15 protein-coding genes are annotated in these 24,979 nt (G+C 50.1%); 2 read left to right on the top strand and 13 right to left on the bottom strand.

All coding sequences use genetic code 11. The annotated features are described in order from the left end of the window. Window positions 1-134 precede the first annotated feature (134 nt). The 6 genes from B160_RS0121285 to B160_RS0121250 all read right to left on the bottom strand — a co-directional run bounded on the left by B160_RS0121285 (window position 135) and on the right by B160_RS0121250 (window position 10,200). Complete coding sequence (locus B160_RS0121285) at window positions 135-1,583, bottom strand: sialate O-acetylesterase (RefSeq protein WP_018629965.1); 1,449 nt, start codon at window positions 1,581-1,583, stop codon at window positions 135-137. A 4-nt stretch (window positions 1,584-1,587) separates the two neighbouring features. Then, window positions 1,588-3,111: an MGH1-like glycoside hydrolase domain-containing protein gene (locus tag B160_RS32035; protein WP_018629964.1), complete on the bottom strand. Its 1,524-nt coding sequence runs from the start codon at window positions 3,109-3,111 to the stop codon at window positions 1,588-1,590. A 6-nt stretch (window positions 3,112-3,117) separates the two neighbouring features. After that, entirely contained in the window at window positions 3,118-4,998 is a 1,881-nt protein-coding gene (locus tag B160_RS32030; protein ID WP_018629963.1) for a sialidase/neuraminidase family protein, read from the bottom strand. After that, window positions 4,995-5,909 carry a glycoside hydrolase family 43 protein gene (locus B160_RS0121270; RefSeq protein ID WP_018629962.1) on the bottom strand — a complete coding sequence of 305 codons (915 nt, stop codon included), beginning with the start codon at window positions 5,907-5,909 and terminating at the stop codon, window positions 4,995-4,997. The genes B160_RS32030 and B160_RS0121270 overlap by 4 nt, the downstream gene beginning before the upstream one ends. Before the next feature lie 325 nt (window positions 5,910-6,234). Continuing rightward, entirely contained in the window at window positions 6,235-7,635 is a 1,401-nt protein-coding gene (locus B160_RS0121265; RefSeq protein WP_018629961.1) for a glycoside hydrolase family 140 protein, read from the bottom strand. 435 nt (window positions 7,636-8,070) lie between these two features. Then, the gene (locus tag B160_RS0121250; protein WP_018629958.1) at window positions 8,071-10,200 is read right to left on the bottom strand and encodes a S9 family peptidase; all 2,130 of its coding nucleotides are present in this window, start codon (window positions 10,198-10,200) and stop codon (window positions 8,071-8,073) included. 172 nt (window positions 10,201-10,372) lie between these two features. Here B160_RS0121250 and B160_RS0121245 point away from each other — a divergent pair, with 172 nt between their 5' ends. Beyond that, entirely contained in the window at window positions 10,373-10,873 is a 501-nt protein-coding gene (locus tag B160_RS0121245) for a hypothetical protein (protein WP_018629957.1), read from the top strand. A 100-nt stretch (window positions 10,874-10,973) separates the two neighbouring features. Beyond that, complete coding sequence (locus B160_RS0121240) at window positions 10,974-11,669, top strand: hypothetical protein (protein WP_018629956.1); 696 nt, start codon at window positions 10,974-10,976, stop codon at window positions 11,667-11,669. Between the two features lie 629 nt (window positions 11,670-12,298). Here B160_RS0121240 and B160_RS0121235 read toward each other — a convergent pair. From B160_RS0121235 to B160_RS0121205, 7 genes are all read right to left on the bottom strand, one after another. After that, on the bottom strand, window positions 12,299-15,664 hold the full coding sequence (locus B160_RS0121235) for a glycosyl hydrolase (protein WP_018629955.1): 3,366 nt from the start codon (window positions 15,662-15,664) through the stop codon (window positions 12,299-12,301). A 96-nt stretch (window positions 15,665-15,760) separates the two neighbouring features. Continuing rightward, window positions 15,761-17,086 carry a bile acid:sodium symporter family protein gene (locus tag B160_RS0121230; protein WP_018629954.1) on the bottom strand — a complete coding sequence of 442 codons (1,326 nt, stop codon included), beginning with the start codon at window positions 17,084-17,086 and terminating at the stop codon, window positions 15,761-15,763. A 45-nt stretch (window positions 17,087-17,131) separates the two neighbouring features. Beyond that, window positions 17,132-17,794: an aspartate/glutamate racemase family protein gene (locus tag B160_RS0121225; RefSeq protein ID WP_018629953.1), complete on the bottom strand. Its 663-nt coding sequence runs from the start codon at window positions 17,792-17,794 to the stop codon at window positions 17,132-17,134. A 29-nt stretch (window positions 17,795-17,823) separates the two neighbouring features. Beyond that, complete coding sequence (locus B160_RS0121220) at window positions 17,824-19,173, bottom strand: four-carbon acid sugar kinase family protein (RefSeq protein WP_018629952.1); 1,350 nt, start codon at window positions 19,171-19,173, stop codon at window positions 17,824-17,826. Between the two features lie 3 nt (window positions 19,174-19,176). Next, window positions 19,177-20,421 carry a ribulose-bisphosphate carboxylase large subunit family protein gene (locus tag B160_RS0121215; RefSeq protein WP_018629951.1) on the bottom strand — a complete coding sequence of 415 codons (1,245 nt, stop codon included), beginning with the start codon at window positions 20,419-20,421 and terminating at the stop codon, window positions 19,177-19,179. A gap of 120 nt (window positions 20,422-20,541) precedes the next feature. Then, a complete protein-coding gene (locus B160_RS0121210; RefSeq protein WP_018629950.1) occupies window positions 20,542-22,548 on the bottom strand; it encodes an aceric acid hydrolase in 2,007 nt (668 codons plus the stop codon). Window positions 22,549-22,731: 183 nt separating this feature from the next. Next, window positions 22,732-24,978, bottom strand: a complete 2,247-nt coding sequence (locus B160_RS0121205; RefSeq protein ID WP_245562254.1) for an alpha-L-rhamnosidase-related protein — start codon at window positions 24,976-24,978, stop codon at window positions 22,732-22,734. Window position 24,979 lies beyond the last annotated feature (1 nt).

The raw sequence follows: 24,979 nt of genomic DNA, 5'->3' as shown, positions 1-24,979 counted from the left end.
AATTCACCCAAAACGTTTTGTCGTTCTGAACTTGGTTCAGAACCTATTGTCGAGTATTTCTTTTTAGATGCTGAAACAAGTTCAGCATGACAAGTGAAGACTTTTTAGTCAGCTCAAATAACTCTATCTAATTCTTACTGTCCCTTAAATGTTTCTTTCAATTCATTATCCGTCCGGAACGGCAACGCCGGCAACCCGTCTTTGTTGTACAATGCAGGTTTGGCATTCTCCCTCCATGCATAACGCACGGCGCGCGGCACCGTTACCCCCACTGCGTGCACCCAAACCTTATTATCTTTAATGATGGCATCCGCTCCTGTGTACACCCCTTTTTCATTCTCCACTTCAAAGCCCTGTAAAGCCTTTCCATCTTTACTGATCAGTCCTTTTCCCTTATGGTCAAAATCGATCACAAATGTATTTCCTTTTTTTACAGCGCTTTTAAATACCGGCCCCATTGCGGCCGCGGTGCTCACTTTATAGGTGGCACTGAGCGCCGTACCAGCCAGGCGTTTTCCCAGGTCCCATTTGTTCACCGGGTGCAAGTCGGCCGGATCATCGTTCAGATCCATTGTGCTGATCATAGCGGTATGTGGAATCTTTAAGACCGCAGCCTGCGCTTCCCAGAACTCCGGCTCGCTGTACACGGTATAAGGCCGGTCGGTGGCTTTGGAATAATAATAAGGTGCGATCTGTACATAATAAAACGGCAACCGGTCGTTGTTCCATTGCTTGCGCCAATAGTTGATGAGCGCTTCCATTTTATAACTATATTGTAATCGCTCATTTAAAAAACAGTTGGACTCCCCCTGGTACCATAAAAATCCCTTCAGGGCAAACGGTACCAGCGGCCGGATCATCGTAGCATAGAACTTGCCGGGATCACCGTCGATTTTATGTGTGCTGTCTTTTTGTTCCCGGAAAAAATCAAGCGCCGCAAAGGCCTCCCGGGGCATCCAGGGCTCAATGCGGCTGCCGGGTATAGCGGCGGAGATCACGCCTACCGGCACTTTCAGCCTCGCCTGTAATTCCTTGGCAAAAAAATAACCCACAGCAGAAAAACGGCGCAGGTCCGCTCCCTCCGCCACCGCCCACCCGGAGTGCGTGGAATCAGGTCCCATTTTTTTTCGCTCATCCAAAAAGATACGGATGTTTGTATTGTGCGCGGTTTCTACCTCATGAACCGGCCAATCCGCCCCGGGCGGCGGCTGCAGCTTGCCCAACTTCCGCATAGCAAATTCCATATTCGATTGACCGGAGCAAAGCCATACTTCCCCTACGAGTATATTATGCAGCCTTATATGTTCCTTCCCCGAAACGATTTCCAGCTCCGCAGGATCAAAAGAAGCTTTCAATGGCGCAAGCAGCACCTTCCATGCCCCATCCTGGTCTGCGACACCCCGTTTTATCTGCCCTTTGAACCGTACTTCTATTGCAGCCCCTGTCTTTGCCCGGCCCCACACAGGAACAGGCCCGCCCTGCTGCAATACCATATTGTTGCCCAGGATCTTTGGCAGGATCAGTTGCCCCCTTACACACAAAGAGCCGACAAACAGCATCGCTATCGTAAATAAATATTTCATCCGTTTATAACGTTCCAATTATTCTCCTAAGCTTTTTTGACCGCTTTACCAGTTTACCATCTGCCCACACAGAGAGCCCTTTTCCTTTATGGTATTTTTTTCCGGTCCTGTCCCAGATGACCGTGATGATCTTTCCGTGATATAAAACATTGTCCAAAGCAAACCAATCCCATGCACCCGCCGGCAGCAACGGATGGATCTCAACCTGATCATCCGCCCGGGGACGCAATCCTACAAGTCCGGTAATGACCAGGTCGTTAAAGGTGGAATGATTGTAATAGCGGCCGCGCTCATCGGCGGTCAGCCACCTGCCTGTTTTTTCATCCATGTATTCTCCTATATAAGGCCGGCCATTGGCATACTGCGACCGTGTATATTTTTTGAGCTGCGTAAAATAATCCTGTTTACTTATAAAATGTTGCCTGTAATTATTTAACACATTGGCCATTGCGGTCAACGTCTGCGAAGTGGCAAAGGGCCAGACGGCGCCATCCCATTCGCATTTGCAACAGCCATGTGTACGGAATTCGGGGTGACTGCGATCTGCTGTAGTAATGCCTGCGGGTGCATTAAAATGAGCCGGATCCATAAGCTTGCTCCACGCGCTGCTGTATTGCCCGTCGGGCATATTAAAATACCAGGGTATAAAGCCAATCTCTTCCATAACATTGGCCAACGTGTCCGCAGGTTGTTTCCGCACTTCAAAGAAATGGTCTTTAGCATTCCACAGATCCCGCTGCAGCATTTTTTTTAACGTGTCTGCCTTGGCCTGGTATAATTGCTGCAAAGCACCGTTACCGGTTAATGCAGCAATGCCGGATATGGCTTTTGCATTTCCATACATATACCCGTTAATGGATGGACGCGGGTTCTTTTCCCTGCGCCCGCCGCTGATGGTTTCCTCCATGGCATCCCGCACATCATATTGCCAGAACAGGCCGCCGGGGTATCTTTTTTCCGCCTCCCATGCCTGATAGTCGGCAAGCAGGTCGGGGAACAACTTCCTGATAAACGCCGTATCGCCGTTTACCAGGTAACGGTTATAAATGGCATCACTGTTCCAGCCGCTGTAAAACCGCAGTCGCTTTAATGGTTTGCCTTCGTTACCCCGGTACCAGGTCAGCAGATCATCATTCAGGTATTGCTGATCATGCAGCCAGCGGCTTTCATAAATATGATGTCCCAGGGCACTGCTGATAAGATTGTACTTATCTGCATACGACCGTTTTATCAGGAATTCTGTGAACGCAAAGCCATGCGGTGTGTGTTCAATATGCTTGCGCAATGTCCACCAGCGGAAATAGTATATTTCTTCAAAATTTTTGTCGGGGCAGTTAAACAGGGGAATATTCTTTTGCATCCAGTTCCAGGATCCCGTATTGGGTATCGCCTGTACAATGGTTTCCTGTTCCATGGTATTAAAATGATCTACATAATGCTTAAACGTGTCCGGTTGCAGGACCTGAGCCCGGGAGACGTATCCCGTAATCAACAAAAAGAAAATACCATTAAAAAGTTTTATACGCATATTCGGTTATTGCTGTGCTGCTTTAAAATATCCAACCTGATAAACGGCCTTTTTATCTTTTTCTCCCGCCCGGGGCAGATCATAGTCCTGGTCCGTAGGCGTGTCCGCATCCGGAAAACGGCGTACCGGTCCCGTTCTGAAGGTTACATGATGCACTTTATGAACCGGTGCAAAGAAAATATTGTTAACCGGCTTGCCACCATTGACCGACACGGTGTAAAACCGCTTTTCGGCATCCAGCATTATCACAAAACTGTATGTTTTGCCGGCTTCGTATTTTGCAAGCATACGGTCCCTGTAACCGGCTTTGGTAAGGATCGCGCCCGTGGAATCAAATGAGATCCGCACACAGGCCGTATTTTTTGCGTCCTGCAATTCAATATCCAGCCGCCCGTTTACTGTTTGCCCCGGCGTTACACTAAATTCCAGCTTCATTTTAGCAGACTCGGGCACCACCCGCTCCGCCTTTGCAAAATCAAAAGGGTCGTAATCCGTAAGGGACAATACTTTTTTGTTACGCAATTTCTCGATGGTAACCGGCGCCCACAGCGGGCTGTATATATTCCAGCTGTTCCATTCTTCTCCTGGTTTCAACACATCAAAATCATCCTCCACATCGGCCGTCACTGCACTTTTGACCGGAACAGGGATCTTCGCCACCCAGATGTCTTCCTTATTCATGCTATAGCTCACCCATACATTCCCGTCAGGACCCTTACCATTGACTTCCTGTATGCCTCTTACATATTGTGGTCCGTAGCTTTTGTATGCCCCGCCATACCGGAGCGATGTAATCTCACCATTCACCAGCAGCAGGTTTTTATAGTGCAGGCCGTCATCACTTACCGATAACGCCAAAGGCCAGCGAAACTCCGAAGGGTTATACACCGTGATGTATTTACCATCGGAGGTCCTTTGTCCCCATATTTTTGCATTGGCATTTACAAAGCCAGGCGCCCGGGTAGGCGTATATTCCCAGCTTTTGCCCTCATCGCTGCTGATGCTGGTCAGTGCATATTTCCATAAGCCGGCCACCTTCCCATCCGGCAGATGATAATAATTAAACGCTTTGTACTCTTTCCGCAGAGGTATCAGCGGGTCGTTACGGTCCGCCTCTTCTACCATTTGCTGCATCAGCAGCGGCGTAGCCAGGATCTCTTCGCAGGCGGCTACTAGTCCCTTATCTTTTGCGCTTTTATAAAACGGGTAGTTTGTATTCTTTTCGCTGAAGCGATGATTGTATCTTAAAAAATAGACCGGTCCAAAACTGCCATCCTGCTTTATTTCACGGATCACCCGCCCCACGCCGTTCCCGTCGTTGGGGTCATCTTTCGGCCCGAGGGCAATGCCGTAAAAGCCCAGTGCAAATAATCGTTTATCTTTCGAAACATAAAAGCCGATCCGCTGGTGCATCACCGCATAGCTGTTGTGCGCCGCTTCTGTACGGCCTTCCTTTACAAACCCATCCGGCAATCTGTATTCCGGAAAAAGCGTTACCGGGGCCGACCACTGATAACCATCTTTTGAGGTAACCAGGAAGGTAGCTCCCGGAGCCACATGTTCCCCCACCGGATCGCTTAAAAAATGAAGATAGAAGGTGTTGTTCCAGTTCACCAGCATGGGCTGGTGATTGTAGGTCCAGTTCATGCCGCCCGCCCATTCCGGATGCTCCCGGTTAGCGCGGAACACCTGTATATTGTGCACTCCCACTGCCGGGGTCAGTTGCCCGTTGTGATAATCCACATTGGATAAGGTTTCGCCCGTATAACGGATGGTATCCTGCTGTGCGTGCAGGATGCATCCGGTTAAACTTAAAAATGCTGTTATATAATATTTCAATTGCATATTGTTTCCCCTGGGTTTCAACCCTGGGCTATTTGTTTTCATTTTCTAAATTGTTTAACCAATCGCCGCACCACTTTTTTCTTCACCGGCACAATCGTACCATGTTTATGTCCTTCCGGAACCATGACCTGGCCGGTAATATCTTCAAAATGACGAAAGTCCTTTGTTGCTTTTACCTCGTAGATCTTTTTACGGTACGAATCATAATAGATCAGCCAGCGGTCTTTTATCTTAACCACCGAGGGGCCTTCGGTAAAGTGGTCGGAAAAGGGTTTTGACACATTTTCCCAGGGGCCAAGCGGGTCATTTGAAAACGCCACTTTCAGGTTCCGTTCCGGCCGCGTATTGTCTTTTAATACCAGTACATAACCGGCCCGCTCTTTTTTAACGATCACTGCATCGATCACGCTAAAACCGGGATCCAGGAACAACTTTGCCGGCGTGAAGGTTTTAAAATCCTTTGTGGTAGTGACATACATCCTGTGATTGTTGCTATCCTCTTCCATCCCCCGTTCAAAGCGCCCGGGAATGGTACTGGCCCAGATGATCTTGTAATCCTTTGCCGCACCGTCGTAAAATAATTCCGGCGCCCATACATTTACTGTTGTTGGCTCCTGCTCCATTACCGGTATGAACTGCTGCTTGCTCCAGTGCAGCAGATCTTTTGAGGAAGCATAACCAAAGCCCTTATCTCCCCGCCAGCTGCTGGTCCACACCAGGTGAAAACTACCGTCCGGCCCCTGCACCATCGATGGATCACGCATCACTTTTTGCTGTCCCACAGCTGGCTTTAGAAAAGTGGTATCAAGATCGGTCCAGTGATAGCCGTCATAGCTGTACAGCATCCGTAAACCGGCATCGGCAGGTTCATGAAAGGAGGTGAACAGGTAAGTCTTGCTGGAGCAGGAGCTGACTGCAATCGCGATAATCAGTATGATGATAATCCTTTTCAATATTTTTTACTTTATTATTCCCGTTCATGCTTCGACAAGCTGCCAATGACAAGAAACGCATATGTCACCCTGAGTTTTCAATTTGCGTTGCTAAATCAATGAAGCAATGACAAATCTGCTTTGGGTTATCCTGAACCTGTCATCCCGGACTTGTTCCGGGGTCTATTCTTGTTTCAGGATCTGCTTTAATCTTGTATGGATGCCGAATAGATGCTGAAACAAGTTCTGCAAGACATTGTTTGACATGACTAAAGTATGATTCATTGTCAATACATTAAGAAATCTGTCATTGGCAGCCTGACGAAGGGTGACGACTGCATGATTCCTACTTCTCCAAAACCAGCACCCGGTCCGCCCCATCCGCATCCGCTCCAGCTTCCGGCGGATCAAACCGTACCACACCCGCAGGCCGGGTCAGCTTTACAGGCGCATATTTCCCGTTTGCCGGAAAGAACCATTTTGCTTTCGCCGGTTTAAAACCCAGCCGCGACAGATCTACGTTAAAAGCGTCTCCTGTATAGGTATAAACCATTGCATATCCTTTTCCTTTTGTGGCCAGCAGGTAATGATACTGCTGCCCCCGGTTATCCGTCAGGATATCCTGGGCCGGAACACGGCTGTAATAATCATGGGACAACATCAGCGCTTTGATGAACTGCATCTGTTGTGCCCCGGGAGCATGTACCGCCTGCATCCATTCTTCCCTTACCCCATAGTTGGCGCCTGTAAATCCTTTTTTATTAAACTGCATCACCGCATTTTCGCCATAAGTAAAACCGGCACCACCTGCAAAAACGCTCCAATAGGCATAGCGCCGCAGGTCGGCAGCCTTCCACCTCGGTTGAAGGCTATCATGCAATCCATGGGGTATATTTTCATAAGAAGGTTCACCATCCAGCGTTGGCTTTACCGGTCTTAGCCGGTAATCCGCCCGGACGTATTTCCAGTTATCCTCTCCAAAATGATTTTTATCGCCGATGCTGGTGTCCTGGGCATAGGTGCGGTGGCCACTTTGAAACATATTGAAATCGAGCCATGCTGCCTGGTGAAACCATTCTGATGAAGAATAGCGTCCGCGTGGGTGAAAGCCCACTAAATGATGCGGATCGTATTTTTTGATGGTTCTGCCGATGGTATTCCACACTGCTGCACCATCGGTTCCCTTAATATCGCCGCCATTCAACCAGATAATATTGGACCGGTTCTGATAACGCCCTGCAAGAAATTTTGCGAAGGCGGAAGCCTGTGCAGGGGTAACTTTTCCTTCTTTTACATTACTGCCCCAGACCGGCACCAACGCCATATAGATGCCTCTTCTTTCCGCCTCACGGATCACAAAATCCACATGATCCCAGAAATCATAGGCCTGTGCATCGGAGGGATCGGCTCCCGTGGTTGTAATGGGTTTTGATATATCATTGTCTTTGATGGCCCAATCTCCGTAAACATTCCAGGCATTTGTTACATCATGCAGCACCATTACCTGCACCACATTAAAACCCTGCGCCTTGCGGGTTTCCAGATACTGTACCACTTCTTCCCGGCTTAACCGCACAAACAACAGCCAACCGGTATCGCCCAGCCAGAAGAAGGGTTTTCCATCCGCTGTCTGGAAAAAACGTTTGTTCGCTGAGATCTTAACCGGCTGCAGCTCCTGCGCCCGGGCACCGGTAACGAAACCCGACAGGCTCAAAAGAAAAATAAGGATGTACAATAGTCTGCTCATAACAACAAGGCATCTGATATATTAGCTGTTAAGCGCTGCAATCAAAAAGACAAGCATCCTGATGCTTAACAGTGACCTAATAAAGATAGACCGGAGAACGGATAAAAGCCATGAGCCGGTAAATATTTCCAGTAACTTAGAAAGATTCTCCATGCTGAAACAGCACAACGGGCGCAACCCGGGTTCCACGTGGTTTTAAGTGGTGCAAAGCATCATTACAGGTCCTGCGCGGTACCGGACCTTGTGCTGCCTGCATGCGTTACCTCCTGTACATCCAAACAGGGGTTACCCTGCCTTTTTTGACAGGGGCACAGAAATTCCATATACTGTGCGCATATGATCACCGCGACATTTTCTCAGAAAACGGGCCGTTCATAATAACAGGGCGACGTCTTTATGCCCGGGAGTGCCTGCTGTTTTTAACCGGCGCTATTCCTATGGGATGTGGATCTTATAATCCCGGGGCGGCACTGCGCCCAGCAGGTGTTCTACGAAATAGTCCCATCTCCGCCGTGTCATATAATAAGCATCTGCTCCATAACCATGCCGTGCATTGGGTATCACCAGCAGGTCGAACGATTTATTCGCCTTAATGAGCGCATCCACCACCAGGTAGGTATTATACGGTGGGACATTATCATCCATTCCCCCGGTCACCAGCAATAATTTACCCTGCAGGTTTTTGGCATACAGCTGATTGGCCTGTTTTTCATAATTATCTCCTTCCAGTAAGCCAATGTAGCGTTCTCCCCAGTCGTCCTCGTAGTTCCGGTTATCATGATTGCCCGATTCGGCAATGCCCACTTTAAAGAATTCCGGATATTTAAACAGGGCAGAAGCCGTTGCAAAACCGCCGCCGGAATGCCCCCAGATGCCTACGCGGTCCAGGTCCATAAAGCTGTTTTTTGCTGCCAGCTGCCGCAGGCCTGCGATCTGATCGGGTAAGGTATTTTCCCCCATATGACCGTAGCAGGCATCATGAAACGCTTTAGAGCGATTGGGATTACAACTGCCTTCCAGCCGCACCACGATAAACCCCAACGATGCCAGCGCCTGAAAATCGCCGGGTGCTGCGCTAAATGACCAGCTGCCAACGCTGCCCCCCTGTGGTCCGGGATATATGTATAAGATAACGGGGTATTTCTTCTGGGGGTCAAGATCTCCGGGTTTATACATCAGGCCGTAAAGATCAAATTGCTGATTGGCCGATTTTACGGTAAACACCTCCGGGGCCAGCCAACCTGCCTGTTTCAGCTTTGCAAGATCAATGGCGCCCAGGTCACGAATGGTCTTCCCGGAGCGGTCTTTCAGTTTTACGACCGGCGGAATAACAGGCGTAGAATACCGGTCGGTGAAGTAGCGTTTGTCCGGAGAAAACGTCAGTGAATGGTTACCCGGTTCGGGCGTTAGCGCCGTAAGCTCCTTTCCGGCAAAATCGGTCTTGTAGTAATGGCTGAAATAAGGATTTTCACCGGGTTCCTTTCCCTTTGCCTCAAAAAGAAGCTGTCTTTTCTTTGTGTCGACCTCCAGCATTTTGGTCACTACAAAATCACCCTTCGTGATCTGCTGTTTTACGGCACCGGTCTTCAGGTCATACAGGTACAGATGTCCCCACCCGCTCCGTTCAGAGTACCAGATCGCTTCATTGGTCTCCGGCATGAATTTCCAGTTGGCCATGCCCTGACCGGATTCATATTGCGTGGGCACTTTTTCTTCAAACACCGTACGTATTTCCCCCGAGGCGATATCGGCAATACGGAACTGCGCCACTTTATGATCGCGGCTTACCGATACAAAAGCAAGCTGTTTTCCATCGGCGCTCCATTCATTATCGCCAAAACTGCCATCGCAGGCAATGTCGTCACAAAGTGTTCCCCTGCGGTCATCCGGCGGCATCTTAAACCGGGTGATCGCGGCCCTTTCCACATCGATCACCAGCCGGTGTATCTTTATGATCGCACTGTCGCCCGGCAGCGGGTATTTCCATTGTTCCAGTTCCGGCGCTCCTACTTTTGTGCGCACGAGGTACATATCCTTTACATGGCGCTGGTCCTGCTGAAAAGTAGCGATCTTCTTGCTGTCCGGCGACCATAAAACGATCGGCCGGTCTGAATGCGTCCATCCCGCATTATCCGTGGCATAACCAAAATCCTTTACCCCATCCGTGGTCAGCGGTTTTTCTGTTCCGGTGGCAATGTCTTTTACCCAGAGGTTCCAGTCTTTGATAAAGACCGCCTTTTTTCCATCGGGTGAAGGTACACCGGAGACCTTGTTTGCGGAGCGCGTGGCCGCTACCGGAGACCGGTCCATAACCACGGGTTTGCCTTTCTTTGAAGCCGGATCGATAACAATGTACTGTCCGGTAGCCGGTAACCGGTACCACAGTTTACCATCCGGCAGCCACTGCGGATGAATGGATTGGCCGTTGTATTCCCTGGCGGCCTTTCCCCCGCTCATCGTACTTACCGCCCGGTCATAATCTGCGGGGGTGAACACTTTCTTTTCCTGCGCAACCAACCCGGCTCCCGTAAGGAAGAGCCCTGCCAGTAATATATATTTCTTCATAAACAATACAATTAAACCTGCTCCAAAAATTTCCGGCCAAATTAGCTTAAATTTTCGGAAATTTGTATCTGCGGGTTATCAGGTCCCGGCTGCCAGGCATTGTTGCCGGTTATGAAGCGTAGCCACCTGTTGTTTTTTGCAAAACCAATACGCGTGCTGTTAAAAGAAGTAAATGAATGGTTTCAGGTACATAAAATTGTTGTTCATTCTTTGGATCGCCGGGTCAGTCGCCGGCTGTCAGAAGAACGGAGATTCTACGCCTGACAAATATACCCAGACCACCATTTTTGAAAACCCCTTACCGGAACCGGTCACCATACAGTATCTGAATGTCCGTATCCGACCTGGTGGAGATACCACGATTCTTCTTTTGGGTGAAAAAATTATTGTGGATGCCAATTCCAGTACCCAGATCGTGGAGACCATCTGCCTGAAAGACTGCGCCCCCCATCTGATACAACCACCTCCCAATATGGCGCGGATCACCATCGGAGAAAAACAAAAAACAGATGTCAATTGCCACCTTGTGCCTTCCGCAACAGCAGAGCCCGATTGCGGGAAAGATATTGCCAATATCTTTAATGAAACCCGGTGGTCGGTAACTAAAAAAAATTCAGGAGATGTTCTGAAGACCATTACCTTAAACCAACTGGACTACAGCAAGGCTCAGTAATTGCTGCATGGGTCCTTAAAGCGTTTTTAACAAAAAATTGGATGCACCATCAATGCCGCAACGAAAAGCCTGCTTAATTTTAATACCCATGCCAAGGGGAATGCTTATACTATTTCTGGGCACGCTGTTGCTGCCGGCGGCAGGGTTTGGCCAGACCTACCTGAAAGGGAATATTTTTGTGTACACCAATGACTCGCCGGTTCCGGGTGCATCCGTTACCAATATCACCAGTGGTAAAACAGCCATTTCTACTCCGGCAGGCACCTATATCATCGAAGCAAAGAATAAAGATATTGTTGTATTTTCCTTTACCGGCCTTACCAGCGATACGGTAAAAGTAGAAGAGCAGCTGTTAAAGACCGGTTACGACGTTGGGCTGAAAGAAGACCCGCACACCCTTAAAAACGTAACCGTGATCAGCAATTATCAGCTGGATTCCCTGAGAAGAAGAGAGGAATATGGCCGGTATTTTGAGAAGGGACCAGGCATTACCGGTGGCAACCGCCCTTCCGATGGGTTTGGGATCTCTGTAAGCCCGATCTCCCATTTTTCAAGAAAAGCAAGGGAGCAACGGAAATTCCGGAAGCAGCTTATTAAGAATGAAGAAGAAGCCTATATCGACTATGTTTTTTCTCCCGCCTGGGTAAGCAAGCTCACCGGTCTAAAAAACGATTCATTACACCAGTTCATGTACCGGTACCGCCCGTCCTATAAGCTGGCCCGTACCCTGGATCATGCGGATATAATCGTATATATCAATGACCGGTATAAGGAGTTTATACGTCCCAAACAATAGCCCTGCGGGAATTTGGGATATCCGGGGACAAGAAATGCCGTTACGGCTCCGTTCCATTCATCTCCCCGGCGATAGCGATCGCTTTATTGTCCTTCTATATTCATAGCTTGCGCAGGTCCCATAATGGACCGGTATCCATTTTATTAAAATGTGTATCTTTTTAAATGGTTTGGAAAACATAAACCATGATCTGCGCCACGGGGTTGTATCTCCGCCTGCCCGCCTGGATGACCCCGGTCGGACCCGAATGCCTTAGCAAGTGCGGGTAATTTCAATTATTTTAGCACAAGAGGCATGGCCTCGAAAGATCCGGCAAGAACAGGTCTCAACCCGTTTATAAGTCCAAAAGCACAACAGAGCGCCTTGGGCCCGGGACATGATGATCCATCCCCAAGGGCACTTATGAAATTACGCCCTCGTTAAAACAACGCGCAGGATGACGCTTATAAGAAGAATCAAAATGCTGTTTTTAAAAAGCTTCTAAGGTTTAACTGACTACCAAAAGATTGTGAATCAATCGCCCAACTGCCCGTCTGGTCGGGAGTTCAGAATGACAGCACGGTTTAAAACGACTTTTGATTCAAACCACGCGCATAATTTGTAAAGCGCATTTTGATACCGGTTCATTATTATTGAACAATCCGGACCTCCCCCTTCAAACCGGCCGGCAGCAGTGGTTTCCCCTGCAGGCGAATGGGCGCCGTGGTCCAGGTGACCCGTTTTGCTTCCGGCAGCTGCTGATCGCCCGCCAGCCGGTTTGCCCAGGTATTGGTAACTGCTATTTCCAGGGTATTGGTCCCTTTTTTAACTGCTTTTGAAATATCCACCCTGTACGGGTAGGTCCAGACGGTACCGCAATCAATACCGTTTACGTTTACTGAAGCCAGGTTGTACAGACTGTCCAGCTCCAGCCAGACGGGCCGACCAGTGGATGGCCGGTTCCATTTAAATTGATTCCTGTAGAGAGCCGTGCCGGAATAATATTTAATCGCCGGCTCATCAAATGCATTCCAGAGTTTCAGCGTCTTCATCGCCACAACGGACCGCGGGCCACCAAACGCGGGATCAAACTGCACCTGCCAATTACCGGAAACAACCGCCCCGGTTTCTCTTGTCCGCGACGGTTGTTTTGCGGCGGATTGTTGCCGCCCCGCTTTTTTAAAATGGATGAACACGGATGCGTTGGGTTCCAAATCAATATCCACCACCGTGCGTGCTCCTTCCCTGCGCCAGCTCGCTGTGCCCGTTACACTGCCTGTTACAGCGTCTAATAACTGCGGCATGCCCTCTTTTACCCGGAACGCTATTTCCAACGTGCGTTTTCGTTCAACGGGATTGGAAATAAAATAAAGATCCCCGTCCAGAAGACGGCGATGTGCCCATGCAATGGTATCGCTGCCTTTCAATACTTCCACATCCTTCTCCAGACCGATCCTCCGGAGATCCTGTTCCCGGTAGGGTGCAGCAATCAGGTTCCTGCTTGCATACAGCTCTTTTAATATCGCCTGTAATCCGGTTTCGCTCTCTTTAAAATCAATGGTGGCATCAAACCCTCTGTCCATAATGACCGTAGCTCCATCCTGCACCAGCTGTTGTATCTTTTTTGCCACCGCTACCGACAGCAGGTGGCTGTTCGGGTTCAGGGCCTGTTTGCCCGGAATTACCAGCACCGCATAGGAAGCACCGCCCGGTGTAACTACCCTGCCCTTCTCCACATACATTTTCAATAATACATCCGGGTTAAAACAATCATATTTATATCCATGCAGGGCATTGATGTAGTCACCGGGATCTGCAATATTGGCGGCATGCAGTACACCGGAGGGCTGCCGGGTCATAGGTTGCCCGGCATTCTCCATCCTTATTTTTTCACGGGCCACCGCTACGGCTCCAAAGAGGCCGGGAAGCGTTTGTACCAGCCGCTCCGGCAGCACAGAGCGCCGGGGCAGCTCTTCCCCCGTAAACACGGCAATATCCGCAACGGGTTTCCCCAACTGCAATAACGCAGAAGTCCTTGCCAGGTAATCGATCCAGGCTTTACCGGGCTTCATCCAGGTCTGGTCCCGCTGAAAATACAGGCCGATCCCATCAAGGGTCACCCCCGGCTTTTTGTTGACGAAGGGGTTGTGGGCAAACACATGCAACACCATTTTATTGATGCCCATTGCAAAATTGCGGTCACCCAGCACTTTAAGGTTACCGGGATGTTCGCCCCAGTCCATTCGTAAGGTCGTAAATGCCTCTGCCTGTATAATATTCTTGCCATAGATATGTGCACCGCTGATCGCATCCAGCATATCATTGGGCTTGTCGTGCGTAGGGCTATTGAGCCAGAACTCGCCCATGGGAATATCTGTCGACTGGTAGTGCAGCAGCCCGTCACTCACCATGGTGGGCGCCACACTTTCTGCACTGAAGCGGGTTCCTTTTTGATGTGCCAGCTCCTGCAAAGTAGTATAAAAAACATCCCGGATCAGCTCCGCAATGGTGGTACGCACATCATGCAGGATCCTTTCTGAAGCGGCTGCAGTTTCCAGCGGCACACCGGTCATCACCAGCAGATACGGCTGCAGATCGTATCCGCGCCGCCGCCGGAATTCAGAAAGAAAGTTATGGCCCCAGTTCTGACTGCCGCATTCCCAGCTGTCCACATGAAAAACTTTCAGCACTTCTTTTGCAATACCCGGATCTGTTTTTTCAAAAGCTTTTGCAAACCAGCTATCAAACTGCAGCCTTATCGCCTCCGGGTCAAACTTATCACATTCCAGTCCTTTTCCTGCACCGCCGGTGGCGTTTACATGCCCGGTGCTGGTATGCCCGATGCGTACAATGACCCAATTGCCCGACGGAGGCGCCCAGTTCAGCGTTCCGTCGCTATTCATTTTTCCGGTCAGATCAATAACATCTTTTAATGATACCGCATCCCGGTCCGGAACCTGCAGGCTGTCTGTGTTTGCAGCAACCCGCCATATACTGCCGTTCTTCGCTTCATACTGGTTGATCACCGGCTCATCGTTCAGATAGATCCCCATCACCTTCAGCGAAGGTTTCCATTTTGCCGCATCCAGGTCCTCCGCCCCCGGCTCAGCACCTGTTTGATCATAAACAAAGCGAAAAAATTTTGCTGTCGCAGCGGGTATGGAAAACGTGTAATCTTCGTCCGTATCCTGCCAGCCATGGCGGGGCGGCTCCAGCCGGGCGATCCTTTTAAAATGCAGGCCGTCATCACTGCTTTCCAGGATCAGCCGTAAGGCCTGATAGTTATTGCCCCCAATATGAATACGCACCGATCTTATGGTAAAAGGCCCGGGATATTCGTACCGGATCCATGCAGCACTATCTGTTTTAAAGCTCTGTTTATTCCCGGTATCCGGCAGGGCAAGGAAATCCGCCGCAACACCGGTGCTCGTTCTGACCAGCGGCCTGGCCTTTTGATCTGCAAATGCCACCCGGCTTTTAGCCGGGTAGGCAAAAACGGCCACATCGCGGTAATAGTCTTCATTCGATGCCGGCTGATCCAGCGTAACAGGCATTTTTGATCCGGTTTTTATATAGGTCTTGCTCCAGGTAAGCTTTTGCATAGACTGTTCGGGAGTGATCCAGGGACCACCACCCAGCGCAAAGCCATCACTGAAATGCATGGCCAGCTTTAAGTTCAGCCGCTTTGCCTCCTTCATCGCATGATTGACCATGCCCCACCATTTCGGAGTGAGCTGCCGCACCGGATGTGCATAGGGCAGCTTTACGGAGGTATCACCGATCGGCATCAGGTAGGCGCCACCGATCCCGGCATTTTTCATCGATTCCAGGTCGGCAGTGATGCCCTCTTTGGAGACCGCCGCATGCATCCAGTACCAGAACACCCAGGGACGGGCATCTTGCGGAGGGTGGGCCAGCACCGCTTCCAGAGAGGGCACCACACTGCGCTGCCCTTTACCCTCCGGCAACAAAAAAAGTAAAGCACCTATAACGATCAATGATCTTAAACCCAACATATCTGATATTTTTTATTAAGACATTCAGCTTCGTCTGTTAACTAAATTGCCATGAATGTCCATGCCCCAGATCCAGCCTAAATCCATTATCCAATTTTAAAACGCCCCCTCCTTTAAGCTGACCTCCGGTTCCTTTAATCCCTTTTCCGGTGCTGTCACGGGTCTTCTTCTCCAATAATTAGCCAGGATGCTGCCGCTGATATTCATCCACGGGCTAAAAACAGCCGCCGCCAGACCAACCGTACCCAGCTTTCCCATACTTCCTGCCAGGCCGCTGGCCATGCCGCCATTCTGCAAACCTACTTCAAAAGCAATTGTGCGACTTGAATGCTTATCCATCCCGAATAAGCGGCTTAGCCAGTATCCGAAAAAATATCCTGCGGCATTATGAATGACCGAGGCAATGAACAAAAGTGCCCCTACCTGCATCAGATGATCCCTCCCCGCAGCCGTGGTAACGGTTGTAAAATAAACAATGCCAAACATGGAGATATACGGCATTCCTTTATCTATCGCCGGGTACCGGTGCTGCAACCAATGGTACACCACACCTGCTACCACAGCACCCGCAAGGAATCCTGAAAGCTCCAGCGACTGCAATACCGTATGAACTCCGATCCTGGCTTGCATCCAATCATATCCTCCCAGCAATAGTCCGATAGCATAGAGCGCGCAAACCACCGCCACACCATACAGCTTTCTTTTTTTAGCCGGAGCGGTATGCTTTAAATAATCATGCAACAGGGCTGCGCCAATGGGCACGATCACGATCTTGATGATCTCAATCATCATGTCTGCAAACTTTACATCAATCAACGTACCCGCAAAGGTCTTCATCAGCAACGGCGTAAGAAAGGGCGCCGCCAGCGTAGCCATTGCTGTTACGATCACAGACAATACGAGATTGGCACGTGCCAGGTAAACCATTACATTGGAAGCCAGCCCGCTGCTGCAGCTGCCAATTAATATGATCCCCGCAGCAATTTCTGCATCAAAATGAAACAGCCTTGTCAATAAATACCCCATTAGCGGCATTATGGAAAAATGACAGAACAATCCAACCAGAACGCCTTTGCCTGTTGTTGCCAGCCCTTTGAAATCCTTCAGGCTCATATGTGTGCCCATACCAAACATCACCAGCTGAACGATCACCAGTATCAGTGTTTTATCGCGAAGATCTATGGATCCCCAGCTGGTAAATGCCTCCGGGTAGATCATACCGGCGACCACCGCTGCAATGATCCATGCTGTATATTGATACCCTTTCATGGAAGGCAGGGCGCCCAATCCCAACGCCAGCAGGATCGTGGCGATCAGCACAAAGGCCTGGGCAACCGCTGCAATATGCAGTGTCAAACCTGCCAGGGATACAACTGCTGCAATACCACTGCCTATTAAACTAATCCTGTATAATTTTTGCATATGACGGCGCATTTTTTATTTTATCACCCGAACGGTTCGGTTCTGCTAAGCAAGCAATGCTGCGAGGTATTCCATCGCGATCGGCGGACTCGCCAATATGGGCACTTTCTTATCTTCTTCCGCCAGCGTATCTACCACCCGCGCCATTGAAGCCTGGGCCAGCAGGATCACTTCCACTTCATCAGACAGTTGTTTCAGTGCTGCGCCCACTTTTTGATCATGTGTAGCTGCATCCCCGCTCATGAGCGCATCAAACGCCCCCTCGCAAAGTACCGGTACCAGCCCGATCTCCTTTCCGGCCAGCGCCGCGCGGCGCCTTACCAGATCACTGGTAGGCTCCAGCGTGGTTGCCAGGGTGGCGATCACCCCTATCTTACGTCCGGCGGCAATGGCCTTATCCGCCATCGGCTGGTCTACCCGCAAAACCGGAACCGTACTTAATGTAGCCGCTGTTTCTACAGCCGGACCAATGGATGAGCAGGTAAACAGGATATAATCGGCACCCGCATCCTGCGCCGAACCCGCATAGTCTACCACCCGCTTTCCCGTTTGCGGTGTCAGCGCTCCACAGGCGATCGTATTTTTGATCAGGCTGTCATCGACGATATTAAATACATTCACATCCGGGATATATTGCTTACATAGCTCCGCAAATACCGGCACCAGCGTTGCTGACGTATGTACCAGGCCCAATGTTTTTTTTGCCATATTGTTTTTTTTATTCGTTATTATTTCTTTTATAATGCGTTTCCCGGTGTCCCCGGGGCACCTTCCGTTTTTTCCAGCTCCCCGTTTAAGAGAACGCCAAAATAATCCGCAGCGCCTACCTGCCCTCCCTTAAAATTCACTTCCAGCCCATTTATGGCGGAATGCAACGACCGTGCCCTGCACAGGGGCGCCCCGCTTACAAGGGGAGCGATCATCTCTACTGCTTCGATCTCCATTGCCCGGGCCGCATAACTGCTGGTATCCCCTCCGGCAATGACCACCCGCTTAACACGGTGTGTCACCACTGCTTTTTTTGCCAGCCCGCCCAGTGTGGTGCCCAACTTCCGGGAAGAAAGCGTTCCTCCTTCCTTCGTGCCCGTATGTATGACGACACTGTTTCCGTTTGCCAACAGCCGATCCAGCTTCTCATCCAAAACCGTGTCTGGCTCATCGTTGCAGGCTTTTGTTGCATCCAGCACCAGCTCTTCAAACCCATTTGCTTTTGCCCAGCCGATCTGGCCTGCCGTTACAGGTGAACAGCTGCCGGAAATCACCAATAACGGCGCTGCTTTGCCCGGATGATCCCAGGTGGTAACCGGCTGCAATACACCTTTTTGATTCCAGTAGCGGCCCAATGCCATTTCGATTGCCGAGGTGCCTACTGAAAAAATCGCTCCCCCGGGATTTACGCAATGCCCATCCAGCCATTCTCCGATCGTTACCAGTTGTGCTTCATATAAGGCATCAATCAGCACCGCCTGTTCATCCCCGAGCGCCGCATTCCATAATGCCGGCGGCCGGCATAGCTGCATGATATCGATCAGACCGATCCTTTTTTCAGTTTGCCGTTGCAGATGAATACGCAGATCGCTTTCATCCGCAGGCGTAACCGGGTGTTTGCTCATTGAAGGGTGGCGGTCCAGCCGGTAGATCGCGCCTTCACTGCCAATACCCATCCGGGCAAACAGGTTCCCAAATACACAGTAACGCCCCAGGGAGGGTGTTCCGCCTAAAACGGGCACCAGAGGATTCCCAAATACACGCTGCCCCGTATCTATGGCGCGGCCGATACTGCCCGTTGCCGCCGACGAATCAAACGTAGAGCATACTTTATAATGAATGTGCTTTGCGCCGCAATCTTTCATTTTATGAAACGCCGTTTCCAGTGTTGTTTCCAGCTCATCGGCAGGCAAGGAACGGGTTTTGCCTGCTACTCCAATGACATCCAAATCATCAAACGCCTCCAGTTGTTTTACATCCGGTGGCTCTATAAATAATACCGCCCTTGCCCCGGCCCTGCAGATAAATTCAAGTGCATCCGTTGAGCCGGTAAAATCATCGCCATAAAAAGCAAGTAAAAGTTCCTTATTCTGCCGCATGCTTTATCGATTTCCAAATTTCTCCACACTTTTTCCAAACTCTTGATACTGCCGCGCCGCCTCTTCCAGGCTGTATCCTGCTACCGCAGCCTGCCAGGCCTGCTGCAGCGCCACCACTCCGGCAGCGGGCCCCATCGGATGCGCCATGATCCCTCCACCGGCCATGTACAGGCAATCCACCGTGTGCGTCCGGTTCCAGGTTTCAAATGCCTGGCCACCCCATTGCCCCGATGAAATGACCGGCAGCGGCTTCCGGTGGTCAAACAGGTCTTCCAGGCAGGCCTCTATCGAACTGACCACACTGTCATCCGTTTCCCAGAATTTATTCCGGATTCCGTTCACATGCAGCTGATCCACACCCGCCAGCCGCCATAGTTTCTGGTAAGCCCTGAAATCGATTCCCAGCAAGGGATGCCGTGTAAGCATACCCCAACCATTACGATGACCATGTATGGCGAGCTGCCCCTGATCCGCGATCTTTTTTGCAGCCGCCAACCCGACGCTGTTGATGCTGATCATGGCACAGGTACCACCCCATCTCAAAATCGTTTCATACCGTTGCAGCATCTGGTCCATTTCTCCGCTGATGTTAAACGCATACATCACTTTCTTTCCGGTCTTATCCGCATACGCGCTCAATACACGCATTACGGCCTCAACGCGATCTTCAAAAGCGGAGTTTGCCGACGAGGATAACAGCTCATCATCTTTTATAAAGTCGATCCCCGCGGTTGCCAGGGTCTTCACCAATGCTGCCGTTTCTTCCACAGTAAGCCCTATGGAGGGTTTGATAATGGTACCGATCAACGGACGGCCTTCCACACCGGTCAGTTTCCGGCTGCCGCTGATGCCAAACTGCGGGCCTTTAAAATACGTTCCATATATTTCCGGCAGTTCAATATCCATCAGCTTCAACCCGGTGAACTGTGTTATCTCATAGAGATTGCCTTGCAGGGTGGAAATGAGCACCGGCAGGTTGTATCCAAAATTCTCCATACTCCAGGATACGCGTACCATTGCCCGGTGATACTTCCCCTCCCTGCTGACAGCTCCCGGCATAGCCGGTTGACCCACGGTCTCCAGGAACTTCACTGTTTCCACACGCGCAGCAAAGCGCTGTTTCAGGGCCTCGGTTTCCCCGGGCACTGCTACAAAGGTTCCGGAAGACTGCTCCCCTGCCAGCACCGCAGCCGCTTGCTCCGGCTCATACGGCGTTTCGATGTAATATGTTGCAATCACCCGCTCCATCTTGCTTTATTTAAAACTTGTTAACTGATTCGGGATACCTGATCTTTGATACTTGATGCTTGATATGGTCATAGCATCGGCATCCGGGATCTGCCCATTCACCATTCACTACTCCACCATTTAGTTCCGCATCAACGGCAGCCACACCGCCATATCACTTTGTCCCCGGTTGGCCCAGGCATAATAGGGGATCAGTTTTACCGTTACCGGCCGCAGTTCCTTTTTCACTTCCTGGTAAAGTGTATGATCCCAGCTTTCACCGGTAACTGCCTTTGCGGTTCCTGTTAACGCCATAAATGTTGCGTGATCTAAATTAACCGGAACCGGGTTCCATTTTATATCCGAGGGGATCACTACGTTTGTGATTTTACCTTTTTTATAATCCGGAGACTCCAGGCAATACACCACCGGTCCTCTTTTGACCGCTACCTGGTTGCGGGTCTCTTCTACCAGGGGATTGCTTTCCATCAGCTGAACCGGCATTTCCAGGATCAGCTCTATTTTATCACCCGGCTTCCAGTTTCCGTCCAGACGTACATACCGGCCGCCTTCAGCATTTCTTGCGGTTCCCTTGTATTTCAGCGTAGCATTTTTGCACCATCCGGGAATGCGCAAATGAATGGGCATCGCTGCCGGCGCCTGTTGAATGGTGATCACTACGTTTCCCTGCCAGGGATAATTGCTTTGCTGCGTCAATTGTATGGAATGACCATCCAGCCATTTTGTTTTCAGCCGGTTGCTGCTGTAGGTATTGATGTACAAGCCGGTCTTACCCACACTATACATATAATCCCCCACTTCCGCAATCGTGCGTACCAGGTTAGGAGGACAACAATTGGACAAACTGATATAGGGTTTCCTTCCTCCGCTCCATCGCAGCTGGTAAGGATAATCTTTTGCTGCAGCCAGGGGGTTGGTATAAAAATAATCCTTTCCATCCAGGCTCACTCCACTTAGTACACTGTTGTATAAAGCCAGTTCCACAATATTCATATACCGCTCATCGCCGGTCAATAAAAACATGCGCCAGTTCCAGAGCACATTCCCGATATTGGCGCAGGTTTCGTTATGGGCACTGAAGTTGGGCAGCTGGTAATCTCTTCCATAAGACTGATGCACCTTCTGTACCGTGTCCGGTTTATAGGAAGTACCGTCTACCGACACTCCATCATACAAAGCGCCGCAACCGCCGGTTATATACATTTTTGTAGTGATGACATTGTTCCACAACTGATCCAATGTATGCTTCAACGTCTTATCGCCATTCTCTGCATACAGGTCAGCGACGCCCGCCATAAGATAATTAGCCCTCACGGCATGGCCAACAATCTTTTTCATTTCCCGGAAGGGGGCCCGGTCGCTGTTATCATCGGTGCCTTCAACTGTGCCACGGAGATCAATCAATTTCACCAGCAGGTCAAGGTATTTTTTCTGATGCGTGGTGCGGTACAACTCCGCCAGTCCCATGTAATGCGACGGACAGATCGCATTGCGTGCCTGCTCCGGTGTGGCGGTGTTATAGAACCCGATGAGGAAGTCAGCAGCCTTCGTTGCAATACGCAGCAGGTCGGTTTTACCTGTGGCCCGGTAATGCACACAGGCTGCGGTCATCAGGTGCCCGAAGTTATAAGCTTCAAAGCTGAGCTTGTCATCAAACATCTTCTGCGCACCGGTCCGTTGCTGTTCAATAATATTCTTTGTGTAGAGATACCCATCTGCCCGCTGCGCCCTGCCGATCACAGCAATCGCCTCTTCCAGCCACCGGTTCAGCTCCGGATCTTTTGTAACCGCATACATCGCAGCCAATGCCTCCAGCGTTTTATAAAAATCGCCGTCGTGAAAAGAAGGTCCCCGGAATCTCCCCGTATCCAGTCCGGCCGCTCTCCTGAAATTCTGGAATGCATAACAGATCGTATCGCTGGTATAGGTCTTCCAGAGCGTGGGTACCATTTCATCCCGGCAAACAGCAAAACGTTCGGCCCAGAAGCCGCCGGTAAATTGTACATCACCCAGGCCCACTGTCGACAGCGTTGCATAGGGGCTTTTATCCGTGTTTACCAGGCCCTGCTGGCCGTAGGTGGCGGCGCTGCCTGAAATAAAGCCCGCGATCAAAAAATACTTCTTCATCTTACGTTCATTTTAAATGGCTCGCGAAAACACGCACCATGGTGGCGGGCCCCGTCCCTCATCCGCAACCGGGAAAGGATGCTCCCGCCGGGCGGCCCTTCAATAGGCATGACAACTCTTTTTTTCCTTTTAACGGTTTCATTCAATTGGACGGCTCACTGCCATTATCTTACAAATCCTTATCTAAATCGCTTTATATAAAACCCTGTATTCCTTGTGCTTCTCTATTCTTAATTCATACCTGCTATTTCCTTTGCTCACTACTTCCCCTTCTTTACACACCGGCTTTTTCCTGCTGCTAAGGATCAGCTTTCCGGTCCCTACCGGTGATTGGATCTTTATTTCCTGATCACTGCAATACAATTCAATGGTGCCGGCGGGGGTAGGCACTTTGCCTTTCATCCATTTTAAACCGCCCAATGCCGGTTTTATCTCATATTGTTCAAAGCCGGGGGCAGTAGGGCTTACTCCCAGGTAATACTTACCCAGCAAGTATAGCGGGCTGGCACCCCAGGCATGGCAAAGGCTTTTACCGTATTTCCTGCCGTACATGGCGTAGTGCTCCGCTCCTTTTTTGGAGGGATCATATTCCTCCCAGAAAGAGGTGGCACCCAGCTTCAGCATGCCGCCCCAGTAATTCTTCATTTCCTGCAGCACATAGTTTTGTTCGCCCAGCGCACAAAGCGCTTCCAGCTCATAAAAGCGCATATATGGCGTGGTGATGGCCGGAACATTTTTATTCAGCAACACGGAGGTCTTCACATCCTGTTGCTGCTGTTTGTTAAAATAGCCAAAGAAGATCGCGAACATATTGGCATAACGGGTCACATTCTCCGTAGGCTGACCATTTACCCTGCTGTGCACCAGTGCCTTTGCTTTGTCGCTCCAGTAAATGGAAAATAATTTCTGTTTCAGCTTCGCTGCCGCGGTTTTGTATTGCGCAGCATCATCCCCGCGCCCCGCCAATTCCGCGCAGAGCGCCATCGTTTCCAGGCTCCGCGCAAAAAGCAATTGCTCAAAGCTCACCTCCCCTTTTTTACTAAGGCCCGTTGCCCAGTCGATAAAGATCCAGTCGCCCGGCAGCCCTTCCAGCAAGCCGTTCTTATTGCGCCGGTTCCAGACAAAGTCCATCAACGATTTCATGCGTCCGTAGTTCTGCACCAGAAAATCTTTATCACCGCTATAGAGATAATAATCATAAACGCCCATAAACCAATAGAAGGTATAATCCATAATGGTATTGATATGGCTGTTCACGGGGTCTTTTCCGCGCAATGCATAAATGGTACGCTTTACCGTTTCGTTATCGTTCATCAGGTAATAATTCATCAGATAGCTTTGATAGGCATCCCCGCTCCAGATCCAGCGGTCGCGCTTGATCCCGTCGATAAAGAATTCCCGCGTACTGAGATGCAAGGTATATTTGGCCACATCATAAATCCGGTTTATTTCCGCATCACTGCAACGGAAGCCGCCTTTGTCTTCCAGCGGCGCATATTCATACAAGAGAGAAGCATGATCCAGTTGCACATTGCCATCCGTTACAATGTTCACATACCGAAGCGCTTTTGAATGGGGGCTGACGGTATCGGCAGCATTTAACTGATCGATGGTTATGCGATCAAAGGTTTCCGAAGCGGCAGTATCCAGCGCCTCTTCCCGGCTTTCGCCATAATAAAGCGATATCGTTCCTTTTCCCTTTATACCCTGCAGCTTTACAAAACCAAAGGTCTCTTTCCCAAAATCGACCAGTAGACCTCCGTTCATTTTTTCTGCTGACTTCGCCTCCACCGGTGTTACCGGAAGCTTATAAGCGGAAGGGGTCGCAGCCGCACTATTAAAATTCCAGCTGCCGGCATGTTTAAATACCGTGGCCGACAGATCCGATGCCTTACCCGTTTCATCGATCCATTCCTTATCCTCAAAGGTTACCTGCCAGCTGCTATCGGATATGATTGTCCGGCCTTTTACAAAAACGGCGGGTGGCGCGGCCTGGTTGAATACTTTGATATTGATCTTGTGCTTACCCGCCGGTACTTCAATAGCCTGCGGGGTTCCCGGGAACGCTTTGCCATCCAGCTTGATATTGTATCGCCCTTCTGCATGGACCATTACCGTTTCCGGTTGCGCCAGGTTAAATTCTTTGTGAAAATCCACCAGGGGATAATGACTGTCTGCCCTCCAGAACACCGGGTAAAAAGTGCCTCTTTCCGTACGGCGGTTCTGCATTTCGTTCGCCAGCCATATTTCATAATCGCCGGGATACCAGATCCAGGTTTGGGCCGCGGCAGAGAACCACGAGGACGCAAAGACACAAAGACACACGAAGGGTTTCAAAAGCGGAGACCTGTACTGCTGTACAAGTGTGCGACGCAAGTCAAGCAACATAGTAGTACCACCGCCGGGGTCATTATTTTTTTTACTCATCATA

Source organism: Niabella aurantiaca DSM 17617, from assembly GCF_000374125.1.
Taxonomy (GTDB): domain Bacteria; phylum Bacteroidota; class Bacteroidia; order Chitinophagales; family Chitinophagaceae; genus Niabella; species Niabella aurantiaca.
Note: the sequence above shows the minus strand (reverse complement) of the source record. Positions and strands in the feature narration are given on the sequence as shown.